Raw genomic sequence first — 12639 nt, 5'->3', positions numbered from 1 at the left:
AAAGCGCCGCCTATTGCAGCGTCGGCTCGCCACCCGCTCCGCGCACCAGCTCCATCTCTGTGACGGCAATCAGAACCTCGGCCCGGGTCTTGAGGTCGGGGGCCTCCAGCATCGCCTGCTTCTCGCGTGGGCCGAACGGGCTCATCATGCAGAGCGCGTTGACCAGGGCCTCGTTCGGCGCCTCCTCGATCCCGGCCCAGTCGACCTTGAGGTCGTTGGCGTCGACGAAATCGCGAAGCGCCTTCAGCACTCCGGCGCGGTCCACCGCCTCCTCGCCGGCCCGCGCATGGAAGTCGCTCTCGAAGGGCGCGAAGGTGACCTTGCAGCGGCGATAGCCGGTGGTGGTGGCCATCTCCTCCTCGATCCGGAACCGGGCGATGCCGGTGAGCGAGATCAGGTAGCGGCCGTCGCCGGTCTCGGCGAACTGGGTCACCCGGCCGGCGCAGCCGACCCGGAAGAGTTTCGGCGACAGCGGGGTTTCGCCGGACTCGGAATCCGGCTGGATCATGCCGATCACCCGGTCGGTGCGCAAAGCATCGTCCACCATCGCGAGGTAGCGCGGCTCGAAGATGTTGAGCGGCATCTGGCCCCGCGGCAGCAGCAACGCGCCGGGGAGCGGAAAGACCGGGATCACGACCGGGCAATCGGTCGGGCCCTTGTAGGCGACGTTCATGCTCATCGGCGTCGCTCCCGCGCGGATCGATCAGGGCTCCCGGACCCTCTCGTTCGGGCCCGGGGATCGCAAACCTACCACTTAGGGCGCTGCCCTCCGGCGTGGATACCGGTCCGGCGTAATGCCGCGCCGGAGAGCCACTTTCCCTCCGCCGTTAGGAGAACATCAGCGTCGAGAGCTTGCGCCGGCCGCGGATGGTCATCGGGTCCATCGGGCCCCAGGCCTCGAACAGCTGGAGCAGCTGCTTGCGGGCGCCGTCGTCGTTCCAGGTCCGGTCGCGGCGAACGATCTCGATCAGCTGGTCGACCGCCTCCTGCTGCTGGCCCTTGGCGTTGAGGCCGAGCGCGAGGTCGAACCGGGCCTGGTAATCGGCCGGATCCGCCTCGATCCGGCGCTGGAAGCCGGCGAGGTCGCCCAGCGACGCCGCCTGCTCGGCGAGCTCGATCGCCGCCTTCACCGCCGCGATGGCCGGGTCCTTGGCGGCCTCGGGCGGGGCGGATTCGAGGAAGCGGCGGGCGCCCTCGACGTCGTCGCGGTCGAGGAGGAGGCGCGCGAGCGCCGCGATGGCGCCGGCATGGCCCGGCTCCTGGCCGAGAACCGCGGCATAGATCTCGGCGGCGGCATCCGGGTCGCCGGCCTCGCCGGCCGCTTGCGCCTCGGCCATCAGGTCCTCGACCGCGGTCGGGCCGAGGGGGCCGACCAGGCGCTCGATGAAGGCCTTCACCTGGCCCTCGGGCAGGGCGCCCATGAAGCCGTCCACCGGCTGGCCGCGCTGGAACGCGATCACCGCCGGGATCGACTGGATGCCGAGCTGCCCGGCGATCTGGGGATGCTCGTCGATGTTCATCTTGACGAGCTTCACCTTGCCGCCGGCATCCTTGACGGCTTTCTCGATGATCGGGGTGAGCTGCTTGCACGGCCCGCACCAGGGCGCCCAGAAATCGACCAGCACCGGCTGCTGCAGGGATTCCTGCATCACGTCCTGGCGGAAGGTCGCGGTGGTGGTGTCCTTGATCAGGGCGCCCGCAGGAGTCTGGCCGGCCGCGGGAGTGTCGGTAAGCATCGATGACCTCAGGAGAACGGCCTTCACGTCGCGGGCCTCGCCGGCCCGCCGAACAGATGGGGTAGACCGGCCGCCCCGGCCAGGGCAAGGCGCGCAAAGCCGGAAAAAGCCCGGAAAAACAGGAGCCGGACCCGCCGCGGTGGCGCGTCCGGCGTAACCCTCACGCCGTTGCCGGCGCCGCCTGGCGCATCCGGCCGATCATCAGCGACATCAGGGCGGCCATCACGGCGGTGAGGCCCGCGGCCAGGAACGCCTCGAGGTAGCGCCCCTCGGAGGCCCGCACCAGGCCGGCGCCGAAGGCGGCGGTGGCAGCCCCGAGCTGGTGGCCGGCGGCGATCCAGCCGAACACGATCGGGGCGTCGCGCTCGCCGAAGGCCTCGTTGGCGAGCCGCACCGTCGGCGGCACCGTGGCGATCCAGTCGAGACCGTAGAACACCGCGAAGATCGACAGGCTGTAGAACGAGAAATCGGTGAAGGGCAGGGCCATCAGCGACAGGCCGCGCAGGCCGTAATAGACGAAGAGCAGCTTCCTCGGGTCGTAGCGGTCGGTGAGCCAGCCCGAGCCGGTGGTGCCGATGAGGTCGAACACGCCCATCAGCGCCAAGAGCCCCGCGGCCCGCACCTCCGGAATGCCCTGGTCCGCGCAGAACGAGATCAGGTGGGTGCCCACCAGCCCGTTGGTGGTGAGCCCGCAGATGAAGAAGGTGCCGAAGAGCAGCCAGAAATCGCCTTTGCGGCTCGCCCGCACCAGCCCGTCGATCGCGGCGCGAAACGGATTGGCCCGCCGCGGCGGCTCGGAGGCGGTGCCGGGTGCGGCGCCATACGGGGTGAGGCCGATATCGGAGGGACGCTCCGGCAGGAGCCAGGCGACGAGCGGGATCAGGGCCGCGATGGCGCAGGCGACGGTGAGCACCACCGGCTGCCAGCCGCCGGCCTGCGCGATCGCCGCCAGGCCCGGCAGGAAGATCAGGGTGCCGGTGGCGGTGCTGGCGGTCAAAAGCCCCATGAACAGGCCGCGGCGCACGGCGAACCAGCGGTTCACCACCGTGGCGCCGAGCACGATGGCGACGCAGCCGCTGCCGAGGCCCGACAGCACGCCCCAGGTGGCGATCAGGTGCCAGGGCTCGCTCATGAGCGCGCTCAACGCCGTCGAGGTCGCCATGAGCGCCAGCGCGCAGAGCAGGGTGCGGCGGATGCCGAAGCTCTGCATCAGCGCCGCCGCGAAGGGGCCGACGAGCCCGTACAGGAAGATGCCGAGGCCGGCGGCAAAGGAGGTGGTGGAGCGGCTCCAGCCGAAGGCCTGCTCCAGCGGCAGGATCAGCACGCCCGGCGAGGCGCGCAGGCCCGCCGCCGCGAGCAGGCACAGGAAGATCACGCCGATGACCACGAAGGCGTAGTTCTGGCCGAAGGGCCGGGGTCTCGGTGCAGTCGGGGCCGGGGAGGCGAGGCCCCGCGGCGACACGGTCGAACTCATGCTGGGACATCCTCCCCGAATCGTGCTAGGACGTTACGTACCGGTCAGTAACATCGTCAAGGACCAAACATGGCGGAGGGGCATGACGGGAGCGCACCCGTCCGGGCCGGCGACCGGATCCGGGCGGCGGCCCGCGAGCTGTTCTACTTGCGCGGCTTCCGGGGCGTCGGGGTCGACGAGATCGTGGCCCGGGCCGGGGTGACGAAGCCGAGCCTCTATCGCGGCTTCGCCTCGAAGGACGCCCTCGTGGTCGCCTGCCTGGAAGATTACGATGCGGGCCTGCGCGGGCGCCTCGACGAGGCGCTGGCGGCCCATCCGGACGACCCGGGGGCGGGCCTCGTCGCCTTCCTCGACGGGATCGCCCGGCGCAGCGCCCGGCCGGGCTTTCGCGGTTGCGGCCTCACCAACGCCGTGATCGAGTATCCGGAGGCGGACCACCCGGTCCACGCGGCGGCCTGCGACGGCAAGCGTGCGCTCCACGCCCGCCTCGCCGAGGTGGCCGGCACCCTCGGCGCCCGGGCACCCGACACCCTTGCCGACGCCTTGCTGCTGCTGATCGAGGGCGCCTTCGCCTGCGGGCAGATCTTCGGGGCCGAGGGGCCGAACCGCTCGCTCCGGCAAGCCGCCGAGGCCCTGATCGCGGCGAGCCGGGCGCAACCAGCATCCCGCACCGCACGATAGAATTCCGTCAATAAATCGGGGGGCAGTCGCAGCACGGCCTTGATTCCGTCGCCGTGATCGGTCGATACGCGAGAGTTGACGCCGATCGCGGCCCATCGCCTCTCAATGGCCTTTGGGCAGCGACCCCCGTGGAGTTGAGCGTATGACCCTCGTACGACGTTTCCAGGTTGCGCCGGCGCTGGTCCGCCTGATCCGCAAGGAGCGCGGCTCCTCCCGCATCACCGAAGGTTACTTCCCGCCCCAATCCGGCCGGACCTCGTTCGTGCGCGTCGATGGCGGCCAATGCCACCTCGTCCTGGTCACCTCCGACAACGGCACCTCGCACGAGGAGCGCACCGAGGTGCCGCGCGCCCATGGCGACGCGCTCCTCGACGTCTGCGCGGGCCGCGCCGCCTACGACCGCACGCAGGTCGCTCTCGGCAACGGCCGCGACGCCCTGATCGACCGCTACGTCGCCCCCGGCAACGTCGACGTCGTCTCGGTGGTGTTCGACAATCCCGACGAGGCGAACGGTTTCCCGGCCCCGCCGTGGTTCGGCCCCGAGGTCACCGCGGATGCCGCCTACGAGGGCCGCAGCATCGCGCTCCAGGGCGTGCCGCAGCCCGGCGAGATCGGTTTGTCCAATGCGGCCCTCGACGCGGTGCTCGACCTGATCGAGCCGCGCTACGGCTTCGGCCGCTACGCCGCGCCGAGCCGCAACGGCGACGAGGGCGGGGTGGTCAATGCGCTCCGCCGCATCGCCACGCCGCCTACGCCCGAGCCGGCGCCGGCCCCGCCGCCGGAGCCCGAGCCCGTGCATGTCCACGAGGCGCCGCCCCCGCCGCCCCAGGCCGAGGCCGCCCAAGAGCCTCCTCAGCCCCCGCCGGCCCCGGAGCCCCACGCCGATGCCCGCATCGACGACGTGATCGAGAGCCTGTCCCAGGCGCTCGGCGCCGCGGTGCCGGGCGGGGATGCCGCCCGCGACGACGGTACACCCGCCTTCGAGCGCTGGACCGTGCGCCCGCGCCGGACCCAGCCGACGCCCTGAGGGACGGACCCCGTCCGACACCCCTTCCCCGATCTCGACCCATCCCGGGTTCCGCCTTGGCCGGAACCCGGGATTTTTCGTGTCGAGCGGGCGCATCCGACCGCGACGAATCCGTGTTGCACGGTTGAATGGCACACCGTAATCCGTCAGCCACTTGACGTCGCTGCGCCCAAGCGGCACGCCGCATTCCGGCTGGACCGTGCCCGGTTTGACGACCGGCCGTGCGAGGGCGGCTTTCGAGGTTCCGGCAACGACCGGACGCCATCGGCTCCCCTTGTCGCAAAGACAGCGGGGCCGTGAGCCGGGGCGACCGCAGGGTTATCCCGGATTTTCGACTTGGAATTGGCGGGCCGGACTTCCTACACTGTCCGGACCGCGTCCCGTTCCAGAGGACATCACGCGGCGAAGGCCGCACCGCGACGGCCGATCACAAGCGACCGGCCCCCTGGGGAGAGAACGAACATGCAGCACGCCACGCCGTCCGCGACGGCCCCGGGCTCGTCGCAGCCTTGGTACAGGGTCCTCTACATTCAGGTTCTGATCGCCATCGCGCTCGGCGTGCTGCTCGGCTACGTGGCGCCCGACACCGCCAAGTCGATGAAGTGGCTCGGCGACGCCTTCATCGCGCTCATCAAGATGATGATCGCCCCGATCATCTTCTGCACCATCGTGCACGGCATCGCGTCGATCGGCGACCTGAAGAAGGTCGGCCGCGTCGGCCTCAAGGCGCTGATCTATTTCGAGGTGGTGTCCTCGCTCGCCCTGCTCGTGGGCGTGATCGTCGGCGAGATCGTGCAGCCGGGCGCCGGTTTCGGCGCCAATCCGGCGCAGCTCGACGCCAAGGCGGTGGCCGGCTACGTCAGCAAGGCGCAGGCGGATTCGACGGTCGCCCACATCATGGCGATCATTCCGAAAAGCTACTTCGATGCCTTCGCGGGCGGCGACCTGCTCCAGATCCTGCTGATCGCGGTGCTGACCGGCGTGGTCATCACGGGCTTGGGCGAGCGCGGCAAGCCGGCGATCCACGCCATCGAGGCGGCGGGCGAGATCTTCTTCCGCATCATCGGCATGATCGTGAAGCTCGCGCCGCTCGGCGCCTTCGGCGCCATGGCCTACACGATCGGCCAGTACGGCATCGGCAAGCTCGGCAACCTCGCGGGCCTCGTCGCCACCTTCTACCTCACCAGCCTGCTCTTCGTGCTGGTGGTGCTCGGGCTGATCGCGCGCTTCTCCGGCTTCTCGATCCTCAAGTTCCTGGCCTACATCAAGGACGAGCTCCTCATCGTGCTCGGCACCTCCTCGTCCGAGACGGTGCTGCCGCACATGATGCAGAAGATGAAACGGCTCGGCGCCTCGGATTCGGTCGTCGGCCTCGTCATCCCGACCGGCTACTCGTTCAACCTCGACGGCACCAACATCTACATGACGCTGGCGACCCTGTTCCTGGCCCAGGCCGTGGGGGCGGATCTCAGCTTCGGGCAATACGCCACCATCATCGGGGTCGCGATGCTGACCTCGAAGGGGGCGTCGGGCGTCACCGGCGCCGGCTTCATCACGCTCGCCGCCACCCTCGGGGCGATCCCCGGCAACCCGGTCCCGGTCGCCGCGATGGCGCTGATCCTCGGCATCGACAAGTTCATGTCGGAATGCCGCGCGCTCACCAACCTCGTCGGCAACGGCGTCGCCTGCGTGGTGGTGAGCCGCTGGGAGGGCGAGCTCGACCCGGTCAAGCTGCGCGAGGTGATGGCCAATCCCCTCGCCATCGGCACCGAGATCGCCGACGAGAAGCCGGTCCCGGTCGCGCCCTGACGGCTATGGCGGTCCTTCGCATCGGCATCGATCTCGGCGGCACCAAGATCGCCGGGATCGCCCTCGACGCATCGGGCCGGGTCCTGGCCGAGCGCCGGATCGTCACCCCGCGCGGCGAGTACGACGCTTCGCTCCGGGCCATCGCCGCCCTGGTCGGCTTCCTCGAAGCCGAGTCCGGCGGCACCGGCACCGTCGGGGTGGGCATCCCCGGCGCGCTGGTGCCGGAGACCGGCCGGGTCAAGAACGCCAACTCGACCTGGCTCAACGGCCGGCCGCTCGGCGACGACCTCTCGCGGGTTCTCGCCCGCCCGGTGCGGCTGGAGAACGACGCCAATTGCCTGGCGGTCTCCGAGGCCGTCGACGGGGCGGGGCAGGGGGCCGCCGTCGTCTGGGCGGTGATCCTCGGCACCGGCGTGGGCTCGGGCATCGCGCTCGCGGGCCGGGCCCTGTCCGGGCGCCAGCGCATCGCCGGGGAATGGGGCCACAACCCGCTGCCCGCCCCCCGCGACGACGAGCGGCCGGGCCCCGCCTGCTATTGCGGCCGGCACGGCTGCCTCGAGACATGGCTGTCCGGGCCGGGATTGGCTGCCGACCATGCGCGGCGCACCGACTTGGCGATGACCGACTTGGCGATGACCAACTTGGCGATGACCGGGGAGGCGATCGTCGCGGCGATGCGCGGCGGCGATGCGGCGGCGCGCGAGACCTTCGCGGTCTGGCTCGACCGGCTCGGGCGCGGCATCGCGGGCGTCGTCAACGTGCTCGACCCGGACGTGATCGTCCTCGGCGGCGGCCTCTCGACGATTTCCGAGATCTACGACGCGCTCCCCGAGCGGGTCGCCCCCCACATCTTCGGCGGCTTCGCCACGCCGATCCGGCCAAGCCGCCACGGCGACGCCTCGGGGGTGCGCGGAGCGGCATGGCTGTGGAACGAACAGGATACATCCGCCGCCTGAGGCGTGCTAGAGCGCTTCACGATCGCGTTGCAATCGCGAAGCTCTCTAAGTCTTTGTTTGATCGTATTTTCTTCGACGAACCGGTGTCCACTTCGTCGGAAAATGCTCTAGGCGGTCGTTTCGACCGGCTTTCGCCCGTCGGGAGACAAGACCATGCCGGCCAGACCCGTCGACCTCGACCCGGCCTCGATCCGCATCCTCGAGCACCTGCAGCAGGACAGCGAGATCGGCATCGGCGACCTCGCCGAGGCGGTCGGCCTCTCGACCTCGCCGTGCTGGCGCCGGGTCGCCGATCTCAAGGCCCGGGGCATCATCCGGCGCTGCGTCGCGGTGGCCGATCCGCAGGCGCTCGGCCTCCAAGTCAACGTTTTCGTCCACGTCTCGCTGGAGAAGCAGACCCAGGCCGCCCTCCAGGCCTTCTCCGACGCCATCCGCCACCGGCCCGAGGTGATGGAGTGCTACCTGATGAGCGGCGAGGCCGATTACATGCTGCGCGTCGTGGTCGAGGACCTGGCCCAGTACCAGCGGCTGATCGTCGAGCACCTCACCCGGATCCCCGGGGTGGCGAAGATCCGGTCGAGCTTCGCGCTCGACCAAGTGAAGTATACGACCGCGTTGCCGCTCGATCATCTGAAGGAGTAGTGGGGCTGCGGGTGGGAGAGCCCCATAGCCGGCAGGCTTCAGGCAGCTGTCGAGTACCGTGGAGGCGGACGACGGCCCGGAGGCGTCATCCACTCCGCAGAGATCAGAAGCGATCAGCCCGCCGGTCCCGAGAGCCAGTCCGGCACCCGGTCGAGCCCGATCAGCTCCTCGTAGGAGAGCCGCGGGCGGATCACCGCGTGGTCGGCTCCGCGCACCAGCACCTCGGGCACCAGCGGCCGGGTGTTGTAGGTGCAGGCCTGCACGGCGCCGTAGGCGCCGGCCGACATCACGGCGATCAGGTCGCCGGGCTTCACCTCGGGCATCTCGCGGGCGAGCGCCAGGTAGTCGCCGCTCTCGCAGACCGGGCCGACCACGTCGGCGGTGAGGCGGTTCGCCTCGGGCTTCGGCTCGGCCACCGGGCGCAAGCCGTGGTAGGCCTCGTAGAGCGTCGGGCGGATCAGGTCGTTCATCGCCGCATCGACGATCACGAAGGTGCGGCCCTCGCCGTGCTTGACGTAGAGCACGCGGGTGACCAGCACCCCGGCATTGCCGGCGATCATCCGGCCGATCTCGAAGACGGGCCTGAGACCGAGCGGCTTGAAATGGGGCCGCAGCACCGCCGCGAAGGCGGCCGGGTCGGGCGGGGGCGCGTTGTCGTCCCGGTAGGGGATGCCGAGCCCGCCGCCGAAATCGACGTGGTGGAGCCGGTGGCCCGCCGCCATCAGGTCGCGGGCGAGGCCGCAGAGCAGGGCGGCGGCGTTGTCGTAGGGCGCGAGATCGGTGATCTGGCTGCCGATATGCATGTCGACGCCGACGAGCGACAGGCCCGGCAGGGAGGCCGCCCGGTCGTAGACCTCGCGGGCGCGGGAGATCGGGATGCCGAACTTGTTCTCGGACTTGCCGGTCGAGATCTTGGCGTGGGTGCGGGCATCGACGTCCGGGTTGACCCGGATCGAGACCGGCGCCGTCGCGCCCTTGGCGGCGGCGACCCGCGACAGCTGCTCCAGCTCGGGCTCGCTCTCGACGTTGAAGCACAGGATGCCGGCGTCGAGGGCCGCCGCCATCTCGCCCTCGGTCTTGCCGACGCCCGAGAACACGATCCGCTCGCCCGGCACGCCGGCGGCGAGCGCCCGGCGCAGTTCGCCCTCCGAGACGATGTCCATGCCGGCGCCCAGCCGCGCCAGGGTGGCGAGCACCGCCTGGTTCGAATTCGCCTTCATGGCGTAGCAGACCAGGGCGTCGTCACCGGCGAACGCCTCCGCGAAGACCCGGTAATGCCGTTCCAGGGTGGCGGAGGCGTAGCAGTAGAACGGGGTGCCGACCGCGCCCGCGAGCCGTGCCAGGTCGACATCCTCGGCGTGGAGCACGCCGTCGCGGTAGGTGAAGTGATGCATGAGGGTGACCGACGTCCGGGCGCTGCCGCGCCTGCTGCGAGCGCGTGAGACGCGCCCTCTACACGAAACCGGCCGGCCTTTGCACCCTCGCGCGCGTCTCAGAGCAGCGGGTCGAGGGGGAAGGGCCCCTTGGGGATCACGTAGCCCTTGCGGCGGCGCGACGACGATTCGGTCGGGGCCGGGATCCCGGTCGGTGCCGCGACGGCGGCCGACGGCAGTTCGTCCTCGGGATCGGGCGCGGAGGCGCCCGCCGAGAGCCCGACGCCGGCCGGCAGGGTGTTGACCGCGGCCGCCCCGGTCTTCGGCCGGGTCACGCTCGGATTGGCCCCGGCCGCATTGGCCCCGATCTGCGGCTGGCCGGCCGGCGCCGCCGCGGGCGGCGGCTCGAGCGGGCCGCGCCGGCCGCAGGCGGCGGCCGAGAGGGCGATCAGGCCGAGAAGAACGAGGGTATGGGGACGGAACACGGGCGGGATCCGGAAAACGCGAAGCGTGGCCGCGGCACCATAGCGGTCTGCACCCCTTGAGGCGAGCCCGGCACTCACAGCCTTTGCGCGCCGGTTGCGCGGCATTCGAGCGTGACCGTTAAGGCGGTGTTGGAAGGAGGACCGGAAGAGTGCACGAACCTGTCCCGGGCGCCTCTTCGAGCCCCGGGCGACACAAAGCCACGCCGAAAGGCCCCGATGGGACGACGGAACGGCGATCGTTTCGCTCGCCAATCCGTTAATCAACGGTTAAGCTTATCGCCGATCCTCGCGTCGGCTCCCGTCGCGTTTGTGAGTGTCCCGTGAGCCTTTCGACGGTGCGGCTGCACCAGCTCCTCGTCGCCGCGGCTTTCCTGGTGCCGTGCGTCGTCCTGGTGGGCGCGGCGTGGTGGAACCGGGCCGAGGTGCTGCGGGAAGAGGACAGCGCGGTCGTCCGCACCGCGGCGGTCATGCACGAGCACGCCTCGAAGGTGTTCGACACCGCCGAACTGGCGATGGACCGGGTCGACGACTACATCTTCGATCGCAGCTGGAGCCAGATCGCGGCGCCCGCCACCGGCGGGTTCCTGGCGAGCCTGAAGGCGCCTCTGGCCCAGGCCCGGGCGGTCTGGGTGGTCGACCCGCAGGGAAAGATCCAGGCCTCCAGCCGCGAGGCCGATCTCGGCCGCGACATCGCCGGGCGCGACGTGTTCTCGGTCCATCGCCAGCGCGACATCGGGATCTATGTCAGCCCCGCCATGCGCGAGTCCGACGGCACCACCGCCTTCATGGTCAGCCGCCGCCGCTCGACCGATGACGGGCGCTTCGACGGCGTGATCGTGGTCCTGCTCGGTACCGAGTATTTCGCCCGCTTCTACGCCGAGATCGCCGCCCCGACCGACCATCGGGCGATGCTGCTGCGCGCCGACGGCGCGATCCTGGTGCGCGAGCCGCCCGGCCCCGAAGTCGACGAGCGGCTGGCCCCGGCCGACCCGCTGCTGCGGGCGATCCGCGCCCGGCCGCAGGGCGGCGCGGCCGCCGGCACCCCGGCGGGCGAGGCCGAGCGGCTCTATGCCTGGCGACGGATCGGCGACTACCCGGTCGAGGTCGCCTTCTCGGTCGAGACCGCGATCGCGCTGGACCGCTGGTACGACAACCTGCGGGTCTACGGCCTCGTCGCCACCGTCTCGGCCCTGACCTTGGTGCTGATGGCCTGGCTGGCGCTGGCCCGGGCGCGCGCCGAGCAGCAGGCGCTCTCCGACCTCAAGCGCGAGCACGCCCAGCGGCTCGCCGCCGAGAGCCAGCTGCGCCAGTCGCAGAAGATGGAGGCGGTGGGCCAGCTCACCGGCGGCATCGCCCACGACTTCAACAACCTGCTGGCGGTCATCACCGGCTCGCTCGAACTGGTGCAGCGCCGCATCGCCCGGGGCGACACCGATGTCGGCCGCTTCATCGCCGGCGCCCTCGACGGCACCGACCGGGCGGCGAAGCTGACCCACCGGCTCCTGGCCTTCGCCCGCCAGCAGCCCCTCGAACCGCGCCCGACCGACCCGAACCGCCTCGTCGGCGGGATGATCGACCTCCTGCGCCGGACCCTCGGCGAGACCGTCCGGGTCGAGACCCGGCTGATGGCCGATCCCCCGGCGATCTTCGTCGACCAGAACCAGCTCGAGAATGCGATCCTGAACCTCGCGGTCAATGCCCGCGACGCGATGCCGGGCGGCGGCAAGCTCGCGCTGGAGACCGCGCACGGCACCCTCGACGACGGCACGAAGGCGGTGTCGGTCACCGTGCGGGATAGCGGCACCGGCATGCCGCCGGACGTGGTGGCCCGCGCCTTCGAGCCGTTCTTCACCACCAAGCCGCAGGGGCGGGGGACGGGCCTGGGCCTGAGCCAGGTCTACGGCTTCGTCACCCAGTCGGGCGGGCGGGTGCGGATCGACAGCCAGCCCGGCCAGGGCACCGCCATCGAACTCACCCTGCCGGTGAGCGCCGACGGCGTGCCGGCCGAGACCGCCGGGCGCGGGAGCCTCGCCCCGCCGGTGCCCGGGCGGGCCCGGCAGACGGTGCTGGTGGTGGAGGACGACGCCGCGGTGCGGCTCGCCAGCGCCGAGACGATCGGCGAACTCGGGTACCGCACCGTGACGGCGCCGGACGGGGCGGCGGCGCTCGCCGTCCTCGACAGCGAGCGGCACGTGGCGGTGCTGTTCACCGACGTGGTGATGCCGGGCATCGACGGGCCTACGCTCGCGGCGGAAGCGCGGCGGCGGCAGCCCGACCTGCGGGTGATCTTCGCCACCGGCCATCCGGCCGACGACGGCCAGGAAGGCCCGCGCCCTGGGCCCGGCGAGACGGTCCTGCGCAAGCCCTTCACCATCGAGGCCCTGGCCGAAGCCTTGGAGGCCGCGAGCCGGGCCGAGGCCTCGGCGTGAACCGAGGCCTCCGAGTGTCCGGCCGCT

General features: G+C 71.2%; 11 protein-coding genes. 6 read left to right on the top strand and 5 right to left on the bottom strand.

Going from position 1 to position 12639, the window contains the following annotated elements; all coding sequences use genetic code 11:
* Window positions 1-10: 10 nt before the first annotated feature.
* The 3 genes from AC3AOF_RS04710 to AC3AOF_RS04700 form a co-directional block, all read right to left on the bottom strand.
* Complete coding sequence (locus AC3AOF_RS04710) at window positions 11-679, bottom strand: LON peptidase substrate-binding domain-containing protein (protein ID WP_488347810.1); 669 nt, start codon at window positions 677-679, stop codon at window positions 11-13.
* A gap of 148 nt (window positions 680-827) precedes the next feature.
* Window positions 828-1736 (bottom strand): thioredoxin, encoded by a 909-nt coding sequence (gene trxA / locus AC3AOF_RS04705; RefSeq protein ID WP_488347809.1) that lies wholly within the window; start codon window positions 1734-1736, stop codon window positions 828-830.
* Window positions 1737-1896: 160 nt separating this feature from the next.
* A complete protein-coding gene (locus AC3AOF_RS04700; RefSeq protein WP_488347808.1) occupies window positions 1897-3210 on the bottom strand; it encodes an MFS transporter in 1314 nt (437 codons plus the stop codon).
* A 69-nt stretch (window positions 3211-3279) separates the two neighbouring features.
* Here AC3AOF_RS04700 and AC3AOF_RS04695 point away from each other — a divergent pair, with 69 nt between their 5' ends.
* The 5 genes from AC3AOF_RS04695 to AC3AOF_RS04675 all read left to right on the top strand — a co-directional run bounded on the left by AC3AOF_RS04695 (window position 3280) and on the right by AC3AOF_RS04675 (window position 8325).
* On the top strand, window positions 3280-3891 hold the full coding sequence (locus tag AC3AOF_RS04695; protein WP_488347807.1) for a TetR/AcrR family transcriptional regulator: 612 nt from the start codon (window positions 3280-3282) through the stop codon (window positions 3889-3891).
* Window positions 3892-4033: 142 nt separating this feature from the next.
* A complete protein-coding gene (locus AC3AOF_RS04690; protein ID WP_236991875.1) occupies window positions 4034-4918 on the top strand; it encodes a CYTH domain-containing protein in 885 nt (294 codons plus the stop codon).
* Window positions 4919-5380: 462 nt separating this feature from the next.
* Window positions 5381-6727, top strand: a complete 1347-nt coding sequence (locus AC3AOF_RS04685; RefSeq protein WP_236991876.1) for a dicarboxylate/amino acid:cation symporter — start codon at window positions 5381-5383, stop codon at window positions 6725-6727.
* 5 nt (window positions 6728-6732) lie between these two features.
* Window positions 6733-7683 (top strand): ROK family protein, encoded by a 951-nt coding sequence (locus tag AC3AOF_RS04680; protein ID WP_488347806.1) that lies wholly within the window; start codon window positions 6733-6735, stop codon window positions 7681-7683.
* Between the two features lie 153 nt (window positions 7684-7836).
* On the top strand, window positions 7837-8325 hold the full coding sequence (locus AC3AOF_RS04675; protein WP_236991878.1) for an Lrp/AsnC family transcriptional regulator: 489 nt from the start codon (window positions 7837-7839) through the stop codon (window positions 8323-8325).
* A 113-nt stretch (window positions 8326-8438) separates the two neighbouring features.
* Here AC3AOF_RS04675 and lysA read toward each other — a convergent pair whose 3' ends face one another.
* The gene (gene lysA, locus AC3AOF_RS04670) at window positions 8439-9719 is read right to left on the bottom strand and encodes a diaminopimelate decarboxylase (RefSeq protein WP_236991879.1); all 1281 of its coding nucleotides are present in this window, start codon (window positions 9717-9719) and stop codon (window positions 8439-8441) included.
* A 98-nt stretch (window positions 9720-9817) separates the two neighbouring features.
* Entirely contained in the window at window positions 9818-10183 is a 366-nt protein-coding gene (gene lptM / locus AC3AOF_RS04665; RefSeq protein ID WP_236991880.1) for an LPS translocon maturation chaperone LptM, read from the bottom strand.
* A gap of 320 nt (window positions 10184-10503) precedes the next feature.
* Here lptM and AC3AOF_RS04660 point away from each other — a divergent pair, with 320 nt between their 5' ends.
* A complete protein-coding gene (locus tag AC3AOF_RS04660; RefSeq protein ID WP_236991881.1) occupies window positions 10504-12612 on the top strand; it encodes a hybrid sensor histidine kinase/response regulator in 2109 nt (702 codons plus the stop codon).
* Window positions 12613-12639 lie beyond the last annotated feature (27 nt).

This window comes from Methylobacterium sp. 142-1Y (assembly GCF_057747795.1).
This window is presented reverse-complemented; position numbering and strand designations above follow the sequence as displayed.

What these genes read in the sequence shown, in the direction of transcription:
- AC3AOF_RS04710 (WP_488347810.1), bottom strand. Translation starts at nt 679, where the DNA reads ATGAGCATGAACGTCGCCTACAAGGGCCCGACCGATTGCCCGGTCGTG.
- trxA (WP_488347809.1), bottom strand. Translation starts at nt 1,736, where the DNA reads ATGCTTACCGACACTCCCGCGGCCGGCCAGACTCCTGCGGGCGCCCTG.
- AC3AOF_RS04700 (WP_488347808.1), bottom strand. Translation starts at nt 3,210, where the DNA reads ATGAGTTCGACCGTGTCGCCGCGGGGCCTCGCCTCCCCGGCCCCGACT.
- AC3AOF_RS04695 (WP_488347807.1), top strand. Translation starts at nt 3,280, where the DNA reads ATGGCGGAGGGGCATGACGGGAGCGCACCCGTCCGGGCCGGCGACCGG.
- AC3AOF_RS04690 (WP_236991875.1), top strand. Translation starts at nt 4,034, where the DNA reads ATGACCCTCGTACGACGTTTCCAGGTTGCGCCGGCGCTGGTCCGCCTG.
- AC3AOF_RS04685 (WP_236991876.1), top strand. Translation starts at nt 5,381, where the DNA reads ATGCAGCACGCCACGCCGTCCGCGACGGCCCCGGGCTCGTCGCAGCCT.
- AC3AOF_RS04680 (WP_488347806.1), top strand. Translation starts at nt 6,733, where the DNA reads ATGGCGGTCCTTCGCATCGGCATCGATCTCGGCGGCACCAAGATCGCC.
- AC3AOF_RS04675 (WP_236991878.1), top strand. Translation starts at nt 7,837, where the DNA reads ATGCCGGCCAGACCCGTCGACCTCGACCCGGCCTCGATCCGCATCCTC.
- lysA (WP_236991879.1), bottom strand. Translation starts at nt 9,719, where the DNA reads ATGCATCACTTCACCTACCGCGACGGCGTGCTCCACGCCGAGGATGTC.